18 protein-coding genes and 1 pseudogene are annotated in these 20,320 nt (G+C 65.1%); 5 read left to right on the top strand and 14 right to left on the bottom strand.

The features are described from left to right. Position 1: 1 nt before the first annotated feature. The 4 genes from ILP92_RS05125 to ILP92_RS05110 form a co-directional block, all read right to left on the bottom strand. Positions 2-274: a DUF4212 domain-containing protein gene (locus tag ILP92_RS05125; protein ID WP_198915303.1), complete on the bottom strand. Its 273-nt coding sequence runs from the start codon at positions 272-274 to the stop codon at positions 2-4. 361 nt (positions 275-635) lie between these two features. Beyond that, positions 636-2,066 carry a multicopper oxidase family protein gene (locus tag ILP92_RS05120; RefSeq protein ID WP_198915302.1) on the bottom strand — a complete coding sequence of 477 codons (1,431 nt, stop codon included), beginning with the start codon at positions 2,064-2,066 and terminating at the stop codon, positions 636-638. Positions 2,067-2,148: 82 nt separating this feature from the next. After that, entirely contained in the window at positions 2,149-2,610 is a 462-nt protein-coding gene (locus ILP92_RS05115) for a c-type cytochrome (protein WP_198915301.1), read from the bottom strand. A 345-nt stretch (positions 2,611-2,955) separates the two neighbouring features. Next, positions 2,956-3,936 carry an alpha/beta fold hydrolase gene (locus ILP92_RS05110; RefSeq protein WP_198915300.1) on the bottom strand — a complete coding sequence of 327 codons (981 nt, stop codon included), beginning with the start codon at positions 3,934-3,936 and terminating at the stop codon, positions 2,956-2,958. A 381-nt stretch (positions 3,937-4,317) separates the two neighbouring features. Between ILP92_RS05110 and ILP92_RS18685 the strand changes: the two genes are divergently transcribed. Both ILP92_RS18685 and ILP92_RS18780 read left to right on the top strand, forming a co-directional pair. Further along, positions 4,318-5,391, top strand: coding sequence for a YcjF family protein (locus tag ILP92_RS18685; protein WP_368667841.1), 1,074 nt, complete (start codon positions 4,318-4,320; stop codon positions 5,389-5,391). After that, positions 5,378-6,931 (top strand): GTPase, encoded by a 1,554-nt coding sequence (locus tag ILP92_RS18780; RefSeq protein WP_304623295.1) that lies wholly within the window; start codon positions 5,378-5,380, stop codon positions 6,929-6,931. The genes ILP92_RS18685 and ILP92_RS18780 overlap by 14 nt, the downstream gene beginning before the upstream one ends. A 232-nt stretch (positions 6,932-7,163) precedes the next feature. Here ILP92_RS18780 and ILP92_RS05095 read toward each other — a convergent pair whose 3' ends face one another. After that, positions 7,164-8,486, bottom strand: a complete 1,323-nt coding sequence (locus ILP92_RS05095; RefSeq protein ID WP_198915299.1) for an acetamidase/formamidase family protein — start codon at positions 8,484-8,486, stop codon at positions 7,164-7,166. Positions 8,487-8,673: 187 nt separating this feature from the next. Between ILP92_RS05095 and ILP92_RS05090 the strand changes: the two genes are divergently transcribed. Continuing rightward, on the top strand, positions 8,674-9,834 hold the full coding sequence (locus ILP92_RS05090) for a flavin monoamine oxidase family protein (protein WP_368667839.1): 1,161 nt from the start codon (positions 8,674-8,676) through the stop codon (positions 9,832-9,834). A gap of 85 nt (positions 9,835-9,919) precedes the next feature. Here ILP92_RS05090 and ILP92_RS05085 read toward each other — a convergent pair whose 3' ends face one another. The 7 genes from ILP92_RS05085 to ILP92_RS05055 all read right to left on the bottom strand — a co-directional run bounded on the left by ILP92_RS05085 (position 9,920) and on the right by ILP92_RS05055 (position 16,663). Continuing rightward, positions 9,920-12,979: an efflux RND transporter permease subunit gene (locus ILP92_RS05085; RefSeq protein WP_198915297.1), complete on the bottom strand. Its 3,060-nt coding sequence runs from the start codon at positions 12,977-12,979 to the stop codon at positions 9,920-9,922. Beyond that, a complete protein-coding gene (locus ILP92_RS05080; RefSeq protein WP_198915296.1) occupies positions 12,976-14,061 on the bottom strand; it encodes an efflux RND transporter periplasmic adaptor subunit in 1,086 nt (361 codons plus the stop codon). Before ILP92_RS05080 ends, ILP92_RS05085 begins: the two co-directional genes overlap by 4 nt. A 285-nt stretch (positions 14,062-14,346) precedes the next feature. Next, entirely contained in the window at positions 14,347-14,604 is a 258-nt protein-coding gene (locus tag ILP92_RS05075; protein WP_198915295.1) for a hypothetical protein, read from the bottom strand. 3 nt (positions 14,605-14,607) lie between these two features. Continuing rightward, on the bottom strand, positions 14,608-14,871 hold the full coding sequence (locus ILP92_RS05070; protein WP_198915294.1) for a site-specific integrase: 264 nt from the start codon (positions 14,869-14,871) through the stop codon (positions 14,608-14,610). A gap of 60 nt (positions 14,872-14,931) precedes the next feature. Then, a complete protein-coding gene (locus tag ILP92_RS05065) occupies positions 14,932-15,141 on the bottom strand; it encodes a site-specific integrase (protein WP_198915293.1) in 210 nt (69 codons plus the stop codon). Beyond that, a complete protein-coding gene (locus tag ILP92_RS05060; protein WP_198915292.1) occupies positions 15,138-16,028 on the bottom strand; it encodes an ATP-binding protein in 891 nt (296 codons plus the stop codon). Before ILP92_RS05060 ends, ILP92_RS05065 begins: the two co-directional genes overlap by 4 nt. Before the next feature lie 47 nt (positions 16,029-16,075). Then, positions 16,076-16,663, bottom strand: a complete 588-nt coding sequence (locus ILP92_RS05055; RefSeq protein ID WP_198915291.1) for a restriction endonuclease — start codon at positions 16,661-16,663, stop codon at positions 16,076-16,078. A gap of 324 nt (positions 16,664-16,987) precedes the next feature. Between ILP92_RS05055 and ILP92_RS05050 the strand changes: the two genes are divergently transcribed. Then, complete coding sequence (locus tag ILP92_RS05050) at positions 16,988-17,428, top strand: BLUF domain-containing protein (protein WP_198915290.1); 441 nt, start codon at positions 16,988-16,990, stop codon at positions 17,426-17,428. 189 nt (positions 17,429-17,617) lie between these two features. Here the strand turns inward: ILP92_RS05050 and ILP92_RS05045 are convergent. After that, positions 17,618-18,249: pseudogene (locus tag ILP92_RS05045) on the bottom strand (tyrosine-type recombinase/integrase). Positions 18,250-18,485: 236 nt separating this feature from the next. Between ILP92_RS05045 and ILP92_RS05040 the strand changes: the two are divergent. After that, the gene (locus ILP92_RS05040) at positions 18,486-18,863 is read left to right on the top strand and encodes a hypothetical protein (RefSeq protein ID WP_198915289.1); all 378 of its coding nucleotides are present in this window, start codon (positions 18,486-18,488) and stop codon (positions 18,861-18,863) included. A gap of 358 nt (positions 18,864-19,221) precedes the next feature. On the opposite strand, the gene ILP92_RS05035 is transcribed toward ILP92_RS05040, so the two are convergent. Continuing rightward, positions 19,222-20,232 (bottom strand): GlxA family transcriptional regulator, encoded by a 1,011-nt coding sequence (locus tag ILP92_RS05035; RefSeq protein WP_198915288.1) that lies wholly within the window; start codon positions 20,230-20,232, stop codon positions 19,222-19,224. Positions 20,233-20,320: the final 88 nt, after the last annotated feature.

Below are 20,320 nucleotides of genomic sequence, written 5' to 3'. Positions count from 1 at the left end.
CTCAGTCCTCTTCCACGCCGTATTGACGATCCAGCTTGTTCATCCGCCAGGCGTAGAAGAAGATCAGGATCAGGAACGTGATGATCGAGCCTTGCTGGGCGAACCAGAAGCCCAGATCGGTGCCGCCGAACTCGATCCCCGCCAGCGCCGGGCGCAGCAGGATCGAGAAGCCGAAGCTGACCAGCGCCCAGATGGCAAGACAACCGAGGATAGTACGGACATTGGCCTTCCAATATCCCGGTGCGTCGCTTGGTCTTCTGGGGGTATCGTTCATTTCGTCTCTCCCTTGGCGTCTGTCCCTGAAATTCGTTCGCCGATCGCGTTAAGATCGTGCAGGACGCTGAAATTATCTACATTTTTACCGAAATAGACCGGAGGCTGCGGCGGGCAACCGCTGCATCGGCAGCAATTCGGCGCAGGCTCTTTTCGCGGAGCTTCGCCTTCAGGTTGATTGCCGTCGCCGCCAGGGTCAGCTGGGCCGTGGCGTCCGGGACGGTGGGATGGGGAAAGGTCCGGCAATGCACGGTGGATTTGACGCAGCCGACGCGCGGGGTCCCACGACGCTGGGCGCGGCGATGCGCGGCGCGCAGCAGGAGCTCCCGCGATCCGGCGTCGCCGGTCGGGCGGGTGCCGGGTCAGGCCACGTCGAACCAGCCCATCATGCCCGATTGCTGGTGTTCCAGCATGTGGCAATGGATCATCCAGCGGCCCGGGTTGTCGGCGACGAAAGCGACTTCCAGCGTTTCATCCGGGCCCACCAGCGCGGTGTCGCGGATATCGCCGTGGGTTTCGGCCGTGGCGGTCTTCGACTCGATCCGGAAATGGTGGCCGTGCAGGTGGATCGCGTGGGCGAAGGCGGTGCGATTGGTCATGCTCAGATGGACGGTGCGACCGCGCGGGGCGCGGAACATCGGCGCATCCATCCCGTGGGCGATGCCATTGAAGGCCCAGACCATGCCGCGCGACGCCAGCTCGCGGAAACCCAGGGTCTCGCCGTCATATGTCGCCTCGGAAAAGCCGCGCATGGCGCCGCCTTCCATCAGCAGCGTCTCGCGCTGGGGATCGGCCAGGTCAGGGGTCGGCAGGTTGCCCCACGCAGGCAGGGGCCGCACATCGTCTTGCGTCCCCGCCATCGGATCGCCTTGGTTCGGGAAGCCCGCCACCTCGACCGCGCCGCCATTGCCCGGATCGAGCAGCAGGGAACCCCGCGCATCCTGCGCCGACGCGGCGTCGATCACCACATCCGCCCGCTGCGCGGGTCCCAGAAGCACGGTATCGACCGCGCGGGGGGCGACGGGATGCCCGTCGAGCGCGATCAGGCGCGCCCGCAGGCCGCCGAAGGAAATCGGCATCACCCGCGCGGTCGCCGTATTGATGAGCCGCAGGCGCACCCGTTCCCCGGGACGCAGGGGAAGGTCCGGATAGGCGGTGCCATTCACGGTCACCGTGTTGCCCAGCCGCCCGGCGTGCGAGGCCGCGTGCAGGCTGTCGAAATTCTCCACCAGGGCGGCGTCGGCGTTCAGCAGCCAATCGTCGAGCACCAGCGTCATTTCGCGCGTCGCGGCACCGTCTTCGCCCAGCCAGGGGGTTCGATCCTCGACGATGAGCGGGCCCGCCAATCCGCGGGCGACCTGCTCGTAGCCGCGATCGTGGGAATGGTACCAATAGGTTCCGGGATCGGGGGCCACGAAGTCGTAGTCGAACGTCTTGCCCGGGGGCACGGGGGCTTGCGTCAGCGGTGCGGCCCCGTCCATCGCGTTGTCGATCCGGATGCCGTGCCAGTGCACGGCGGTCGATTGCGGCAGGTCGTTGACCAGGCGCCGCGTGATCCGGTCGCCCGCTTTCACCCGCAGCTCGGGGCCCGGGACGATGCCCGCGCCGTCGGTCGCGTAGGACCAGACCGGCGTCGCGGGATAGCCATCCGGGGCCAGTTGCGCCGTGGACGGCACGGCGCGCAGGATCGACGGCGTCGCCGCCCGGGCGGTCGCGGGTCGCGTCAGGCTTGCCGCAAGCGCAGCGCCGCCTGCCAGAACGCCGCGTCGGGTCATGGGCAGGGAAAAGGTCATGGGCTCACCGGGGGACTGGATCGGGGTGTCGGAGTCGCCGTGATGGCGGGATTGCGTGACGGAGCGGTGGGACAGGCCCGGGTCACTCGCGCGGCTCGCGGTCATCGTGCATGGCCCGGATCTCTTCCGGCCAGGTGGACTTGATGTACCTGAGGACGGCGACGATGTCGTCATCCGTCAGCACGTCTTCGTAGGCGGGCATGTTCGACGCATAGTCCGGATCACCGATCATCCGGGCGACGCCGTATTTGGTCAGCCGGAACAGCGTGTCCGCGTCGTGGTGCCAGGTGTGCCCGCTGGCATCGTGCGGCGGCGCGGGCAGGCGTCCGTCCGGGCCGCGCGTTTGCCAGTCGGCCTGCCCTTCCAGGTCCGCGCCGTGACAACTGGCGCAGTGGGTCGCATAGATTTCGGCCCCGCGCGATACGACCCCGGGCGCGTCCGCGCGAAGGGCCACGCGATCTGGCTGGGACGATCCCTGGGACAGCGCCGCGACGGAGCCCGCGACCACAAGCGACCCCGCGACGCCGCATGCGAACCGGGTCATCGGCTGGGCCCGCAGACGGTCGTTGCGCCGGTGGATGCACGGGTGTCGGCGCGCGTGGTTGGCCCCCTGTCGTCGGTCGCTTGAGGTCCCTTGCCACGGCCCGTGGCCATCGCCGGTGAGATGGATGCGCGCGCCGTTTGGGGGGTGATGAAGTCCTGCATGATCGACACTTACAGGGCGCCCGGCGCGCTTGGCAAGCAGCGCACCGGGCGTTGCAATCACAACGGCGTCAGGCGCGCGACGGCCCGGGGCGCCCGGCGATCAGCAAGCGATCCCAGGCACTTGCAGGGGATTTCGCGCGAAAGCCGACCCCCGCGCCTGTCGCGATGCGCGGTGGGATGCGGATCATGGATCGCGTCCCGGAACAGCCGCAGTTTCGGGGGCGATGAAGGTCGAAAGACGCGTCGCGATCTCGGCGTCGCGACCAAGCCAGATATGCCCGCCGGTGGGATACACGACCAGCTCGGGGCCGGGAATGCGCCTTGCCAGATGCCGCGCCGTGTCGGCGGTGCCGAAGAGGTCATCCGCGCAGGAGACGATCAACGTGGGCACCGCGATGCGCTCATAGGCCGTGGGCGAAGGCGATCGGGCCCAGAAGCCATCGGTCCGGAGGCCGTGGATCTTGCGACTGACGGGAAAGATCTGGGCCAGTATGGCCTGCGCGCGGCGGCGTTCGTCGGCGGCCACTTCGCCAAGAAGCGCGGGATCGGTGGCGAGCAGCGTCCGCATCATCTGTCCGGGGGCCGCGCGCATCAGCGCCCAGAAGCCCAGATCCGAGCCGAGGACGACCCCCGCGGCGAACCGCTGCAGCGCCGTGAATTCGACCGGATCGCGCCCGGTCAGGTTGGCCGCCGGAACCAGAAGAGCCAGGTGCGAGCAGCGATCCGGATGTCTTAGGGCGAATTCGGCCGCGCTCAGGGCACCTGCCGACCCGCCGATCACAGCCAGACGCTCGATCCCCAGATGGTCGAGCAGGTCGACCAGCCTGTCCGCCTGGTGCGCGGGCGACGCGTCATCGGGGTGGGCGCTGCGCAGGTAGCCGAACCGGGACGGCGCGACGATCCGGTGGCCGCGGCGGCGCAATGCCGCCGCGAACAAGAGACCCTGGTCGAAGCCGCCGCCGGCACCGTGGATCATCATGACGGGTGGCCCATTTCCGGCAACCGCGTATTCGAGTGCGCCCGCGCGCGTCTCGATCAGGTCGCTGCGCCCGAAAAGCCGGGTGTCGGCTTGCGCACGGGCTTCGCGGAACGCCCCCGCCGAATAACCCGCGGTCCCAAGTGCCAGGCCGCCCAGCCCCAGAAGAACCGCGCGCCGCGTCCTCATCCCGGTCGGCCTCGGGAATTTCCCGGCGAGGGCGTGAAGGTCGGGCGGTGGGGCGGGCCTATGTCCGGTCCATGGCGATGCGCAGACGGATCAGCGTCGACGCCCGAGGTGCCGAGAGAGAGTCCCTGGAGAAGATGTGCCATGCTGCGAAACCCCGACGCGATGCCCGAACGCAGTCTGGCCGTGTCTTGGCGCCTTTGGACTTGATCGAAAGCAATTGCCCTTGCGGTCGTTGCGTCTGCCGGGACCGGGAAGGCGCCATGACGCACGGACGGCGTGGCGCAGCCGACCCGTGGGCGGATGATGTCAGCCATTGAACTGCGGCGTGGGGTGGCGGAATGTAGGGCAGGCCAATCGCCTGGGACCCAGGAGCCGTATTGAGTGCTGAACATCTTCAAAAGACGTGGCCCGCCCCCGCCGCCCGATCATGTCCCGGACGCAGCCCTTCCCGTTGTCTGGCTGCTGGGCAAGACCGGCGCGGGCAAGTCGTCGCTGGTGCGTGTGCTGACCGACCAGACCGATGTCGAGATCGGCGACGGCTTCCGCGCCTGCACGCCCCGGTCGCAAAGCTACGACTTCCCGCCCGACCAGCCGCTGGTGCGGTTTCTCGACACCCGCGGCCTTGGCGAGGTGGGATACGATCCCACCGCCGATATCGCCGAGTGTCGCGGGCGCAGCCACGTGGTGCTGGTGGTGTGTCGGCTGGACGATCCGGTGCAGGGCGCGGTCGCCGATGCCCTGCACGAGGTCATGCGTCAGGACCGAAAGGCCCCGGCGATCCTGGTCCTGACGGGCACCGACCTGATCGCCGACCCCCAGGCGCTCGGCCGGGCGCAGGCGTCCATCAAGGCCGCGATCGACAGGGCGGCGGGGCGCGACCTGCCGGTGGCCGCGCTGTCGCTGGCCCCGGAGACGGGACCGGACGCGGAAGATCTGGACCGGCTGCGGGCGCTGCTTCTGGACGCGCTTCCGGCGGCGGGCCTGCTGCTGGCGCACGACAGTGCCGCGACCGCCGAGGAAGCGGCGTTTCTGAAAGTGCGCAGGCGGGTGTTGTTCTATTCCGGGGTCGCCGGATCGTCGGACGTCGCCCCGCTGATCGGCGCGGTGTCGGTCCCCGCGACCCAGCTTGCCATGCTGCGCGAGCTGGGCCAGCATTACGGCGTCGCCTGGGACCGCAAGACCGCGGCGGCGTTCCTGGCGGCGCTGGGCCTGGGGGCGGGCGCGCGCTTCACGCTCAGCTACGGGGTCCGGCAGCTGACCAAGCTGATCCCGGTCGTGGGCCAGACCGTCGGCGCGGCGGCCGCGGGGTCGATCAGTTTCGCCGCGACCTACGCGCTGGGGCGCGCGGCCGCCTATTTCCTGCACGGCGCGGCCGCGGGATCCCCCCCGGACGAGGCCGCGCTGCGCAAGATTTACGCCAACGCCTTCAAGCGGTCGTCCCATGACACGGATTGAGCGGCTTCGCACCTGGCTGCTGCGGCTGGACAACGTCCTGGCGCTGGCAGCGCTGGCCCTGCCGTTCCTGGTCGCCCTGGTGGCGGGCTTCGCCTGGATGGTCGAGCACGGCTGGCTGATCCTGTTCATTGTGACGTCGATCAGCTTCGGCGGCGCGCTGCGGCTGGTGCGGCTGGCCCTGGCGTGGTGGCAGCGTCGCCGCGCCGAGCCCGACGCGCCCCCGCCCGAGAAACTGCGCGCCCGGATCGATCCGGACTGGTCCGCAAGCGACCGGCGCGCCTTCGAGGCCGCGCGCCTGTTCATCGACGAGCGGACGTCCGAGCCCCTGCCCTGGGACCAGCTTCAGCCCGTTGCGCTCGAGGTCATCCGCCGGGTCGCCGACGCGTCGGGGCACCGGGGCAAGGGGGTGCTGGACTTCTCGGTGCCCGAGGCGCTGTTGCTGGTGGACCGGGTCGCCGTGCGCCTGCGCGCCGATCTGCGCGACCGCGTGCCCTTCGTGGACAGCGTTCGGGTCGGCACGCTGGTGCGGCTGTGGAACTATCGCCACGTGGCCCGGCACGCCGCCGTCCACGGCAGGACGGCGTGGCGTGTCTATCGCGCGGTCAAGTCCCTGCCCGTCGCGATCCTGCGCGAGGTCGAGGGTGTGATCGCCGAAGGCCACGCGTCGCTGGTGACCGAAGAGGGCACGGCGGTTCTGCAGGGGCTGCTGCTGGAAGAGGTCGCGGTCGCTGCGGTCGATCTTTATTCCGGGCGCTTGCGGTTCTCGGACGCCGAGCTTCTGGGCCTGCGCCGCGCCGCGGGCGAGGCGGATCTGGACCGCCTCGCGTCGCCGGACAAGCCCCTGCGGATCGCCGTGGCGGGACAGGTCAGCGCCGGGAAGTCCAGCCTTATCAACGCGCTGGTCGGTGCGGACGTCGCCGAAACCGACGCCGCCCCCACGACCGAGCACGCCCGGACCCATGTGGGCGACATCGACGGCGTGGCGGTCCTGTTCCTGGACCTGCCGGGACTGGACGGCACCCAGCGGGTCACGGACGCGGTGCTGAAGGAATTGGTGGCGGCCGACCTGGTGCTCTGGACGATCCGGGCGAACCGCCCCGCGCGCGAGATCGACCGCGCCACGCTGGCCCGGTTCTACGATCATTTCGCAACGCGTCCGGCGCGGCGCATGCCGCCCGTGATCCCGGTCGTCACCTGCGTCGACGCCATCGTCGCGGGCTGGCCCTTCCCCGAGAACCTGCTGGACGAGGTCGCCATGGCGCGTGTGACCGAAATCGTCAAAGCCGTCGCGCGCGAGGTCGCGGATGGCGGATTGCACCCGGTGCCAGTGTCGCTGGTCGATCCCAGTTGGAACCTGGACGCCCTGCGCCACCGGATTTCGGCCCAGCTGGGCGAGGCGCTGATGGCGCAGCGCAACCGCCTGCGCGTGGAAACCCGCAAGCCCGGGATCCTTGACGAAGCGCAACGGGCCGGTCGGGGCCTGCGGCAGGGGCTGTCGTTCTTCAGGCCGCGCGAATCCGAGGATAAGGACAAGTCCTAGCGTCGAAGACATCAGTTCCAGAGCCATCCTACGGCAGACCGGAAACGATACGACCGCTAGCCGTCGCGTGATCGGGAACGGCACCGAACCCGACGGTCAGCCCTACCTTGCCCAGGGCCGACGCTATGCTCGGGCGCTCTTGGATAAGCGCGGTCCCGTCTTCGAGCCGTGGTCCCAGCCGAAGGGGCCGCGCTTGCCGGTGCCTGCGCGGTCCCCATCGAAGCTGATCCTGTCAAAGCCCGTATTGCTCGCGCGCGAAATCGCCCAGACCGACGGCGTCGAGCTTGGCCAGCGGCGCCAGGAATGTCACCTGGATGACGCCGGGGGCGCGGCCGATCTCGATCGCGCCGTTCACCGTCGCGCGGTTGCGGATCTCGGCCACGGTGACATCGAGCAGCTTGGCCGCCCGTGCCAGTCCGTTTTCGATCGCATCGTTCAGGTTGGCAGCGGTCCCGATGACCGAGATCGGGGCCAGTGCCTCGATGTCGGACACGCCCCATTTCGCGGCAAGGCGCTGGCCCTTGGCGCGCTCAATGTCGGTGAAGGGCTTGGCAAGGGGTGGCAGATCCTCTTCCAGCGGGAACAGCACCGGGCCGTCCAGCGGGTAGTTCTTCACGACCTCGACCTGCAGGGTCACGCTGCCCGACACGTCCATGGTATGGCCCGCGATCTCGCCATCGCCCTGCCCCGCATGCATGTCGCCCATGTAGACGCCGGCCCCCGGCACCTTCACGGGCGCGACAAGGATCGCGCCCGCTCGGACCGCGTCGATATCCATGTGGCCGTCCGTCTTGTGCTCGTTCAACTGCTCCAGCGTGATGGCGTAATCATGCGGCGCCCCCACGAGGAACGCGCCGAAATCGCCCGCATTGTGGCTGTCGGGCATGGGCATCGACGGACAGGTGCCCAGCTGGCCCATGAAGGGGCGCAGCCGGACCAGGGTGCCCGGCATGTCGTGGGGCGCGTAGTTCAGGATGGAATGCTGGTGACTGCCGTCGGGAAGGGCGGCGTAGTGATCCGCCCGCCGGGCGATATCTTCGGCAGCCTTCCGGGGCAGGGTCAGTCCCACGCTGCGGGTGTCGTCGAAGGTCACGGTGTACCCGTGCACGATCTCGAAGGGCGTGACGGCGTTGCCGCAGCTGTCGCATTTGACGGACGCCTGCCCCACCCCTTCGATGTGAGTCTCGGGCCAGACGGTGTCGCAGACCGGGCAGCGCGCGGCGACGTAGGGATCGCCCAGGCAAAAGCCTTCAGGCGAGCTGTCGTGCCCGGACGCGGTCGCGGTCGAGGTTACGGTGATCTCGCGGATGCGGATCGCGACCCCGTCGCCCACTTCGGCCCCTTCGACGAAGACGGGTTTCGTGACCTCGTGCCCGCCGCGCAGGCTGGGCGTGATCATCGGCCCCCAGCAGCCCGGCGCGGTATTGGCGATGATCGTGCCGCCGTCCTCGATGGGGCCGAGCATCGGCTCGGCGGGATCGAGCACGCTGTTGGTGAAGTCCTGGATGACGATGCTGCGACGCGGCGCCGCGGTCGATTTGCTTCCATCGGGCATAATGCTCTTCCTCGGCTGGGGTTGATCCGACATGAACGTTACTGGATCCCCTCGGGTGTTCAAGCGGCGCGCTGCGCGGCCTCCGCGCGGGCTGGGCGAGAAGCGGGTTTCGGCCGGGGGGACGGGCATGGAAGACGGGACTGGCATCGGATGCGGATCACGGCGCTGATTTGGCGGCACTTGCGTTGTGCAGGGAGAGCGGCCGTCGAGGACTGGACCGCACGGTTTGCGCACGCTCCGGTGGGCTGAGGCCATGAGCAAGACCCGGACGCCCCCGAAGACGGACGTGGCCATCGTCGGCGGCGGTCTGTCGGGACTGGCGCTGGCCGAAATGCTTCATCGGCACGGCGTGGATGTGCAGCTGTTCGAGGCGCGGACCCGGCTGGGTGGGCGCATCGACAGTTTGCGCGCCCCGGACGGGGCCGTGGATCTGGGCCCATCGTGGTTCTGGCCGGGCCAGCACCGGATCGCCGAGCTGACCGCGGCCCTGGGATTGCGCGCGTTCCCTCAGTTTGCGTTGGGAGACGTGTGTGTCGAGGACGAGCTGGGCCGCGTGCAGCGCGGTCGGGGCTTTGCGTCGATGGAAGGCGCCTTTCGCCTGGCGGGAGGGCTGACCGGGCTGATCGAAGGGCTGGCCGTGCGCTTGCCACAGGACCGGTTGCACCTGGGATGCCCCGTCGTCGGCCTTGGGCGGGACGGGACCGTCAACCTGGCGAACGGTGACATCTGCCGCGCCCGGCAGATGGTCGTGACCGCCCCGCCGCGGGTTGCCGCGAACCTGGGTTTCGATCCTGCGCTTGCACCCGAGACCATGCGCGCCCTCAGCGCCATTCCGACCTGGATGGCGGGACACGCCAAGTTCGTCGCCGTCTACGACCGCCCCTTCTGGCGCGATGCGGGCCTGTCGGGCGACGCCAGCAGTCGGCGCGGTCCCTTGATGGAAATGCACGACGCGTCCGGGCCGGAGGGCACGCCCGCGGCGCTGTTCGGCTTCCTCGGCATCCCCGCGGCACAGCGGGCCGGTCGGGCGGACGACATCACGGCGGAAGCCCTGCGGCAGCTGGGCCGGATCTTCGGACCAGAGGCCCTGCATCCCGGCACATGCAGCCTGAAGGACTGGTCGCGGGATCCCGAAACCGCGACGGATCTCGACCAGCTGCCGACCGCCGGGCACCCGGCCTATCACTTGCCGACGGCCCTGACCGGCCTTTGGGACGGTCGCCTGCATTTCGCCCAGACCGAGACGGCCCGGGACATGGGCGGGCTGATGGAGGGCGCGCTGGACTCGGCCGAGCGGGTGGCGGCGCAGATCCTTGGGCGACCGGCCGAGCCTCTTGGCCTGGGGTGAGACATCGCCGACGTGGGCACTGAGCCGCGCCTCAAGATGCCGCGCCTCACGCGGATGGACCCTGCACCCACAGACCACCCTGGCGTCAGGCCGGTTCGGTCGCCTCTTCTTCTTCCGGCGTACGCTCCCATTGCAGCAGGTCGTAGAGCACCGGGGTCAGGAACAGGGTCAGCAGCGACGCCGCCATGAAGCCGCCGATGATGACCAGGCCGATCGAAATGCGGCTGGCCGCGCCCGCCCCGCTGGACAGGACCAGGGGCACGGCGCCAAGCACCGTCGAGAGGACCGTCATCAGGATGGGTCGCAGGCGCACGGTCGCGGCCTCGATCACGGCTTCGCGGATGGCGTAGCCCTCGTCGCGCAGCTGGTTGGCGAATTCGACGATCAGGATGCCGTTCTTGGCCATCAGGCCGATCAACATCACCATTCCGACCTGGGTGTAGATGTTCACCGCCTCGCCCACCAAAAAGAGCGTCAGCAAGGCCCCCGCGACGGCCAGCGGCACCGACAGCAGGATGATCACCGGCTGTATGAAGCTCTCGAACTGCGCGGCCAGGACGAGGAAGACGATGAGCAGCGCCAGCCCGAACGTGACCGCGAGCCCGCCGGACGTTTCCTGGAAGCTTTCCGCCTGCCCGGAATACGAGATCTGCATCTGCGGCGGCAGGTCTTCGGCGATCCGTTCGACCGTGGCGATGGCCGTGCCCAGATCGACACCTTCGGCCAGGGACGCAGAGATCTCGACCGACGGTTGCCGGTTATACCGGTTGAAAGCGCGGACGGACGCGCGACGCTCGAGCGTCACAAGGCCGTCCAGCGGGACGAGTTCGCCGTTGCCGGCGCGGACGTTGATGCCACGCAGATCGGTGACGGCGGCGCGCCGGTCGTCGGGCGCCTGAAGGATCACCGGGTATTGGCGGTCGCGCGAAATGAACTCGGTCACTTCGGCCGACGCGAAGAAGGTGCGCACCGCGTCCGAGATCGCGCGCACGTCCACCCCGATTTCGCGCGCCATGGCGCGGTTCACGCCGATATCGTAGCCGGGCGTGTTCACCTCGTAGGCGCGGCGCACGCCGACGATATCGGGATCCTCGCGCAGGCGCTGGGCCATCTGGTCCGAATACTCGGCGGCATCTTCGAAGCTGGGCGCGGTGACGATGACCTCGAGCCCCGAGCCGCCGCCCGCATCCAGCCCCGAGGGCGCGAAACTGCGGACGCTGGCCACGGTGATCTTGCCGAATTCCGGGCGCAGTTCGGCCAGCACGTCACGCGGGCCCATGTCACGCGCGCCCCAGGGCGACATGACCGCGACCACGAAAGCGCGCCCCGTCTCTCCGTATTGGCCGACGATCGAGATCACGTCGTCGACCACGCCATCCTCGCGATAGGGCGCGATCAGGTCCTCGACCTGTCGGACGGCCGCATCGGTCAGCCCCAGCGCCGAGCCTGCCGGGGCGCTGACCGACACGAAGAAGATGCCGCGATCCTCGTTCGGGGTCAGCTGCGACGGCAATTGCTGGTAGAGCGTCCACGACATCCCCGTGAGCGCCGCCGCGATGCCCAGGATGATGACGGGTGTCTTGATCGCGCGGGTCAGCAGGCTGCGAAAGCCGCTGGACAGGCGGTCGGTGGCGCCCTTGACCATGCGCGAGAAGCGGCCGTCGTTCATGCCCTTCTTCAGCACCAGGCTGGCGATCACGGGGCAGAGCGACAGCGCCACGAAGGTCGACAGGGCCACGGCGATGGCCAATGTGATGCCGAATTCCTGGAACAGCTTGCCGATCTCGCCCTCCAGGAAGGACAGCGGCACGAAGACCGAGATCAGCACCGCCGAGGTCGACACCACCGCGAAGAACACCTGGTTCGCGCCCTTGCGCGCCGCCTCTTTCGGGTCGTCCCCGTTTTCGACCCGGCGTTCGATGTTTTCCAGAACGACGATGGCATCGTCGACGACCAGCCCGATGGCCAGGATCAGGGCGAACAGGGTCAGGATATTGATCGAGAACCCGGCGACCGCGATCCCGGCGCAGGCCCCCAGCAGGGCGATGGGGATGGTGATCGCGGGCACGATGGTCGCGCGGATCGAGGTCAGGAACACGAAGATCACGGCCACGACGATGGCGACCGATATGCCAAGGGTCGTCAGCACCTGCCGGATCGAGTTGCGGATGAAGTTGGCGTCGTCCGACGTGATCTGCAGGCTGGTGCCGCCCGGCAGCTCCGACTGGATTGCCGCGACTTCGTCCTGCACGGCCGCGGATATGGACAGCGTGTTGGCCGACGACTGACGCAGGACGCCGAGCCCGATGGCAGTTTCCCCGTTCGAGCGGAATTCGCTGTCGTCGCTTTCGGTGCCGATCTCGACCCGCGCCACGTCGCCCAGGGTGATGCGCCCCGCATCGCTGGTGGTGACGATCAGGTCGCGGAACGCCTCGACGCTGGACAGCCGCGTTTCGGTCCTGAGCAAATAGGTGCGCGAGCTGCTTTCGATCTGGCCCGCGGGTAATTCCAGGTTGTTGGCGCGCAGGGCATCGGCGATCTCGGTCGCGGTGACGCCGCGGGCGGCCATCGCTTCGGGATCGAGCCACACCCGCATTGCGTAGGGTCGGTCGCCATAGACCTGGACGGCGGCCACACCGGCCAGCGTTTCCAGCCTGTCGGTGACGAAGCGGTCGGCGTAATCGGTCAGTTCCGGGGCCGACAGCGTGTCCGACGTCATGGTCATCCAGACGATCGGATCGCCCTGGCTGTCGTTCTTTTCCACCTGGGGCTCGTCCGCCTCTTCCGGCAGGTCGCCTGTCACCGCCTGCACGGCGGCACGGACATCCGACGCGGCCTGATCCACATCGCGTCCCTGGCGGAAGGTGATGACGGTGCGCAGACCGCCCAGCTCGGACTCGGTCGAGATGCTGTCGATCCCGGCGACGGTGGAAATCGCGCCCTCGATCACGGTGGCCAGTTCGCTGTCGACCACGCCGGGACCCGCGCCGGTATATCCGACGCTGACGGTCACCTGCGCGGTGGAGATGTCCGGCAGCTCGCGCACGGGCATGCGCGTCAGCCCCGCGATCCCGAGGATCACGATCAGGATCGACATGACCGTCGCCAGGACGGGACGGCGGATGCACAGGTCGGGAAGCGTCATTCCAGGCCCTCGCGCGCGTAGTCCTGGTCGATCTCGACCGTGGCGCCATCGCTGAGCTGGTCCCAGCCCGCGACCACCACGCGGTCCTCCATCTCCAGACCGTCGCGCACCTCGGTCAGCGCACCCAGGGACGCACCAACGTCGATCTCGGTGCGGGCCGCCTTGCCGTCCGCGACGGTATAGACATAGGTCGTCAGGCCTTCGCTGATGATCGCGTCGTCGGGGATGGCCAGGCCGTCATAGGTGTCCAGCACGATCCGTGCATTGGCGAACATGCCGCCTGCGAGCTGTCCGTCCGCATTGTCGAAGCGGGCGCGGATCTCGAAGCTGCGCGAGCCCAGATCGACCTGCAGCGCGCGGACCGTGACCTGGCCCTGGAACTCGCGGTCCGGGTAGGCGGGCGTCGTGATGATCATCGCCTGATCGGCCGTGATCGAACCGAAATATCGTTCGGGCAGCGCGGCGGACACTTCGACAATCGACAGATCCGATAGCGTGGTCACCGGGACGCTGCTGTCCAGCATCGCCCCCTGCTCGATATCGATCAGGCCTAGGGTTCCGCCGAACGGGGCCGTTATCGCGCGGTCCTCCACCGCGGCACGGGCCGTGGTCAGCGCGGCCTCGGCCCGCAGGAAGGCGGCGCGCGCCTGCTCCAGCCGGGCCTCGGCGGACACGTTGCGCTCCTGCAGCTCGTCGATGCGGTCGAGGTTTTGCTGCGCCTCGCTCAAGGTGGCCTCGGCTTCGGTCACCGCGGCCCGTTCCGCGCGGTCGTCCAGTTGCACCAGCAGGTCGCCCGCATCGACCATTTCGCCCGACGTCACGTTGACGGCGGTCACACGGCCCGACGCGTTGGGCACCAGCATGACCGAGCGGATGGGCCTGATCGTGCCCACGGCAGACACTGTGTCCTCGACCCGTTGCATGCGCGGGGACGTCACCCCGACGCGCGTGGCCTGCGCGCCCCGGTCCTGCCCCTGGGACGACGGGGCGAGTGCGGCCAGCAGTTTATCGGTGCCGAGCAACCCGACGGCCCCCAGCGCGAGGACGATCAGACAGCCGACGAGGATCTTGAACACGCGCATGATGTGAACTCTTGCTTAGAAGGGCCTGAGGATGTCCCGCGCCGCCCGCATTTCAATCCGGCAGCGGCGTTCAGCCGCAGCGTAACGGCCCTTCCAGTCCCCGCGACCCGCGGCGCTTGCCCGGAGTCCCCGGCTGGCGAAACAGCAGAGGCCGGATCTTTCTATCTCCGCCACACGGCGTCACGAATAGTGGATAATGCCGCTACCAGACTCGGATCTGGCCGGAAGTCACGAAAAATACAGCTCTTTGGACAATCTGCACGAGGCGTAGAACATGCTTTATTGTTAATGCGCGCAGCGCGTTGCCTCTTCCAGCCATTTGCGCAAGATGGGCATCGGATACCCCATTCCGTAGCCGTGACCGATACCGCCGGTTTGCCAGCCACCAATCTGATCCACGAATTCTGCCGGACATTCGACGGCCCGTAGCCGATCCCGCATCGAGTGCCGAAATCTGTGCATCATAGCGCCTTCTGGTGCGTAAGCCTTTAACCACTTGTTCAGCGCGGCACTGGCTGCGTTGGCGTTCGTATTCTCGGCCATATTTTATCGCGGGAACGCGAACTCAGGATCACCTTGCCAGTCCATGATCCTTTTGGCAGCCCACAGACTCGAGCCAACGAGCAGAATTTCACGCGCACTTCCAGGCGTCTTGAGGCGACGCCAACGGTGCGGCTGAACACGGACATAGTGACCGCCATCAGCATCTTGCTGGAAGTCGTCTCGATGCAACCCCGCCGCTTCTGAAAGGCGCATTCCCGTATCTGCGACGAGTGCAATCAACCAACGCAATTCATCGTCCTCTTCCACGCATTTATCTTGAATAAGACGTATCGCATCAAATGGTATCGGTTGCCGTTCCTTCACGCCTTAATTGCGGTCGAAGTAAACCTTGCCGAACGGGTTCCGGATATCCAAGCCCTCTTCAGCTACGGCAAAGTTAATAACAGAACGCACTGTTCCGAAGATACGGACGATACTGCTGCCAGCCATACCCCGTTCGATCAGATTGTCACGAAAGGCGTTTGCATCCTCCTTCGTGTATTCGGAGATTGGCTTGTCTCCGCAAAGGTCAATCACATGCGCGCCCTGTTGATATCAATGCTCAAGCGATCCTTGCTTTCATATCGACCGAACAGCCGCCAGGTAACCAAATCGCGCATTACTTGAAGTCTCGATTTGAAGACTTCTCCGGGGGAGCGCCCCTCATCAACGGCCTTTTTCCAGACGTCTAAGAATTGATGCGCGTCCAGTGGTTGCTGGATTAGACCTGTAGAAAGATGGGTGTTCACGGCATTAATGAAGTCCGTGGGTTCCACATCGCGAGAAACAGCAAGTTTCTCAATGTCCCCGGTCACCAGCGGTGCGAGACGATAAATTTTGTGTTTCGGGCCGTCTGCTCCCAAGTCCCGTTTGGCATCTCTTGTCTGCCTTATGAAGCGAGTCAGCCGTCTTATGTCGCCGTCCCCAAGCCACTCGCTTGGGCGGCTGGTAACCAAAACATGCACGGGTTCCTGTCGTCGCCCGATCTCTCGTGAGACAATGTCTAGGGCTTCTTCTAGCGCACTTTCATTGCGTAAAGACGGCAGGCGCGCCTCGTCAAGAGCGTCAAAAAACAGAAATCCGCCTTTTTTTGACCGCTTCCATTTTTCAAAACGCTCAACTTGACTTTCCAATTCAAAGTCGAATGAACCAACCAAGTTCCCATCTTGTAAAGCCTCCAAGCGCAACAGAAACGCGTCTTGCCCCGCCTCAAGGTGTCGGGTCACTTGCTGCCGAACTTCGGTTGTTTTTCCCGAACCAGCGGTGCCAAGGAGAACGGATACATCGTTCGAAAGAATATCCTCCCACGTTTTTCCCATCTCACTTGTCGAGAGCAAAGACCAAATGCTTTCAGACTCGTTGTCGAAATCGCCAGAGGTGACTTCCAAAAATCGCCGCGACAAAGAAACATAATCGGATGTCAAAAGATGAATACTCTCTTGCTGGTCCTAATTTCTGAGCAGTCTTAATGCTAGCGAAATCGGGCTTCGCTTTCAGACCTGAACCAATCTGCCAATGGTTTGATACGGTCATCCGTAATAGTCAAAATTGAGGTTCTATTGCCTTCAGAACATATCATTTGCCCTGCGAAATCTGGCAGATCGGATGGATAGCCTGCTTCGCGCAATGGCTCTCTGCTCCGAGTGGCGTAGGTGAGTTTACCATCCACGAATATTACAAGTGCGATACCAGCGGAGGTGGCAAACTCGATAGCCCCTCTCTGAAAACCCGAAGTTGTGAATACAATGGACTTTTGTGCACCAATGGCTTGGGCTTTTGCGTGCACACCCAGAATGACATCTCGCTCTACTGGCCGTCTGTGCCTTTTACACTCGACCAAGACACAGATCTTTGTGCCCCCAAAAATCTCAAACTCCGCCCAGCCATCAATGCTGTATTCGCCACCATTCCCATGTATCTTTTCTAGGTGACTGACAGTGAAACCCTGAAGCTCTTGCCCCGCGGATCGCAACCAAGAAACAACCTGTTTTTCATAGACTTCTGGCGCAATCTCGATGGGATTGTCGGGGTTCCACCTCGGGTTGGTTACAGCTTTCAACTATCAAGTCCTGAAAAGTTTGGCCTAGCGGAGTATGTCTAGCGCCGGGTACGACAACAAGACCATTCGCCCGTATCATGAGCTATTGGGATCAATGCCCGCTATGTGGGCTGCGAGTGCAGCATCCCGTTTAAGTCTCGAAGGTCGTGAATGGGCCGTGAACGACACCTGGACGGCTTCGTCTCGACGCCCCCCCCCCCTCGCCGCAACACCGCATGTCCGCTCCGCGTCGGATCTGGTGTGTTGTTGCGCTCTCGCCACCCTTCGCTAAACTGAGCTCAACCGGCGACACTCCGGTCGCAATCCGATCCGTCCCGGAATCCCATGAGGACACAAGGAGCGACGATCATCACCGATCTCACCCAACTTATCTATGTTTCACAGCCATTCGGGTACGAAAGCATGATCTTGAGCGGCATCTTGAACGATGCACGTAGGTGCAATCTGCGCGATGACATCACCGGCGCCCTTATCTGCCGACACGACATCTATCTTCAGTTGCTCGAAGGTCCGTCCGAACGGATAGACGCGACATTCACACGCATTTCTCACGACGACCGCCATCTACAGGTCAACACGCTCATCAGGAGGCAGGTCGCAGACCGAATGTTCGGGAATTGGGCCATGCTACACGATCCGGTGGAATCGCTGATATGGACAAAGGAGCAGATCGCCGACGGCGTTCTTGACCGACTCTCTCCGATCGAGATCATTGGCATGTTCGAGAGCGTGTCCAGAAATGCGCGACCAGAACACGCCAACTGATCAGTTTCGGTGCCGATAGAGGCTTTTTTAGTCGGCGAGCAGGGATAAAACCTTCGTCCCGCACAGCGCCCCTCGATCGTTCAGGCAATGCACGCGCCGCGAAGGTCCGGTCTGGCAAAGCGACACCGCAGCGTTTACGGGGATGGCCAATGTCCACTCCGTGCCGCAAGTGAAGGCGACCCGAAGTTGCTAGATTTCAGTGGCCTCGGCGATTGCTAACGGATCCTCAAGCTCGACGCCTAGGTACCGCACCGTGCTGTACATCTTGGTGTGTCCAAGCAAAGGCTGCATCGCCCGCAGGTTGCCTGTCTTCTCGTGGATCTGCGTCACATTCGTTCGCCTCATCGAATGCGTGCCACAGGCGCTTGCCTCTAGACGAACGATGTGACCCAATCGCGGACGGCCCGCGTACAATGGCGTGTCGAGATATTCAGGCGCTCATGAAAGCGGCCAAGCTGAAGATACTTGGAGCCGACCATTAGCTCGTCTTCCATCCACTTCTCGACATAGGCTCGCTTACCCTCGGATATCTCGAACCGCACACGCTTCTGCGTCTTGCTTTGCAAGACCGACGCGCGCTCCTTCATCTGACTTGATGCCATCACGCCAACGGCCTTCATCTTTACCAGATCACATCCGCGCAGATTACTGGCGATCGCCATGTTGAACAGAGCGAGGTTGCGGTGGTTCAAAGCCAGTTCGAGCCGGACGCGGATTGCCCAGACATGCTTTGGCTCAAGTGGACGTTTCTGACCGACAATGCGCCCCTTGTTCCAGACAGGGCGAAGTGCGCGAATGGCCGGAAGGTTTGGCGTTTCCATGACTGATCCTCCGATCCACCATGCCCTCCACAACAAGAACCCGACGCTAACAAGGCACCATATCACGGTTTTTTGCCGCGCTACCGCAAGTCCGCTTCGAGCCCAAAGCGGACCTGCAGAAAGCACTTCTTCGACTTCCTGAGTCAAAGCGCAAACGCTCGTCGTTCGATCTGCACCGAGAGTGTCTACCACCAGATGTATCTTCACATTTCATCCTAATGACGTATCGTCATCCGATGAGTTTTGACATCGCATTTTGGCGCTACAGCGACACGCTTGAACACGACCACGCCGCAGTTCATTCAGCTTTGGCAAATGGCAACAAGCTGGATGGCCTCGCGGAGCTTGATACCAACGCCATGATTGAGACTTTGGCGGAACTTTTGTCGGCTTGGGAGCGTATCGATGAGCAAAGATGGGAGAGGCCTAAGCAGTATCTCGAAGCGTGGGCCTATCCTCAGTATCTGTCGATCAACATGAGTTTTGGGGCTGCACGCCCTGTTCTCCTCAAGATCACAACACCAATGCGTCGATTTGGTTGCGGCCTATGGAACCCGCAGACGAACCAGCGCTTGCCCGGCTACGAAGAAGCGGGCGCGAAGGGCGAGAAGTGATTTGCCCCAAATTTTATTTTGGGTCTTCGTCGGTCGCACGCGAACATCTTTAAGCCCTCAACTAATGTCCGCATAGTCCGCATAGCTGACCTCCGCGGGCCGACCGATGCTGCGCGACGTCACCAACGTCTGCTTTCGAGACGCGGCACCGCGGCGTGGGCGACTCGCATACAGGTCCGCAACGGGCCCAGAGCGGCGGGTCTTTGGGTGGCCGCGAGTTGAACCTCCTGCGCCGCCGTAAGTCCACTTCGAGCCCACCTCAGCCTATGCACAGCCTCGAAAGAACGGCTGCTGCACTGGGACAAGACGCATTTGCGAGCACGAGTGACCGCGCCGCCAGGCCCTCCAGCTGCTGTGTTCAGGACGTGACCGGCGCGAGCGCTTTCCACTTCTTGCGGTAGGCGGACGCCGAGATGCCGACGCGTTTGCGGAAGGCCGACCGAAAGCTCGACGGCTCCGAGTATCCGACCTCGGCCGAGATATCCTCGATCGACATCCCGGTCGTCTCGAGCAGTTGCTTGGCCTCTTCGATCCGAAGCGTCTGCACGTAGTCGGCTGGCGCCTGCCCGGTCGCCTTCTTGAAGCGCCGCAGGAATCCACGCTCGGTCATCTGGGTGAGCGACGCCATGGCGGCCACCGGGCTGGGCGAATCGTAGTGTTGTGCTGCCCAGACCTGCGCCTCGGCGACCAACTGGTCCTCGTGCTGCCGCCCCGAGGTCAGGGACGCATATGTCAGTTGGCCCTCGCTATGCGGGTCGATCAGGTAGATCTTCGCGACACGGCGCGCTTCGTCCGCGCCCGCGAAACGCGCGATCAGATACAGCATCAGGTCCGCCCAGGCCGAGGCACCGCCCGCGGTCACGACGCGGTGGCCTTCGCCCGCCGGAACCAGGATGCGTTCGCGGCAGACCTTCACGTCCGGGAAGTTGCGGCCGAGCATGTCGGCGTAGCCCCAATGCGTCGTGGCCTCCTTGCCGTCGAGCAGTCCCGCCCCGCCCAGCAGCACGGCGCCGGAGCAGACGGAGGTCACGATTGCGCCGCGCGCATGGGCGGCAGCGATCCAATCCGCGATCGGCTGAAACTGCGCCGGAAACCCTCCATTCGGGTCGAAATGCATGTCCGGCACGATCACGAGGTCCGGCGCCGGGTCCTCGTCGAGCTTCGCGTCCGGCGTGATCTTGCGGCCGTTCACATCCCAGTAAGGCGCGCCGTCAGCGGTTCTGAGACTGACCTGAAACACCGGTGCCTTCATCGGCATGCCGTGCAGCATCTCCCAATCGCGACCCACCGACGCCAGCACGTCGAGGATCGAGAACAGGACGGATGTGCCCGCGAGAGGGGATCCGATCACGACCGTTTTGATGCTCATGGCTCCAATTTTCCCTACTGAACGGTCCGATAATCACCGTTCCCTTCCTTTCAGCTTCTAACGCGAATCGACGCTCGGGTCCATCACC

This window comes from Palleronia pontilimi (genome assembly GCF_016412875.1).
In the GTDB taxonomy this organism is placed as follows: domain Bacteria; phylum Pseudomonadota; class Alphaproteobacteria; order Rhodobacterales; family Rhodobacteraceae; genus Palleronia; species Palleronia pontilimi.
This window is presented reverse-complemented; position numbering and strand designations above follow the sequence as displayed.

Bases quoted from the DNA above. Each gene is read 5' to 3' on its own strand.
- ILP92_RS05125 (WP_198915303.1), bottom strand. From the start codon at position 274: ATGAACGATACCCCCAGAAGACCAAGCGACGCACCGGGATATTGGAAG.
- ILP92_RS05120 (WP_198915302.1), bottom strand. From the start codon at position 2,066: ATGACCTTTTCCCTGCCCATGACCCGACGCGGCGTTCTGGCAGGCGGC.
- ILP92_RS05115 (WP_198915301.1), bottom strand. From the start codon at position 2,610: ATGACCCGGTTCGCATGCGGCGTCGCGGGGTCGCTTGTGGTCGCGGGC.
- ILP92_RS05110 (WP_198915300.1), bottom strand. From the start codon at position 3,936: ATGAGGACGCGGCGCGCGGTTCTTCTGGGGCTGGGCGGCCTGGCACTT.
- ILP92_RS18780 (WP_304623295.1), top strand. From the start codon at position 5,378: ATGACACGGATTGAGCGGCTTCGCACCTGGCTGCTGCGGCTGGACAAC.
- ILP92_RS05095 (WP_198915299.1), bottom strand. From the start codon at position 8,486: ATGCCCGATGGAAGCAAATCGACCGCGGCGCCGCGTCGCAGCATCGTC.
- ILP92_RS05085 (WP_198915297.1), bottom strand. From the start codon at position 12,979: ATGACGCTTCCCGACCTGTGCATCCGCCGTCCCGTCCTGGCGACGGTC.
- ILP92_RS05080 (WP_198915296.1), bottom strand. From the start codon at position 14,061: ATGCGCGTGTTCAAGATCCTCGTCGGCTGTCTGATCGTCCTCGCGCTG.
- ILP92_RS05075 (WP_198915295.1), bottom strand. From the start codon at position 14,604: ATGGCCGAGAATACGAACGCCAACGCAGCCAGTGCCGCGCTGAACAAG.
- ILP92_RS05050 (WP_198915290.1), top strand. From the start codon at position 16,988: ATGAGGACACAAGGAGCGACGATCATCACCGATCTCACCCAACTTATC.
- ILP92_RS05040 (WP_198915289.1), top strand. From the start codon at position 18,486: ATGAGTTTTGACATCGCATTTTGGCGCTACAGCGACACGCTTGAACAC.
- ILP92_RS05035 (WP_198915288.1), bottom strand. From the start codon at position 20,232: ATGAGCATCAAAACGGTCGTGATCGGATCCCCTCTCGCGGGCACATCC.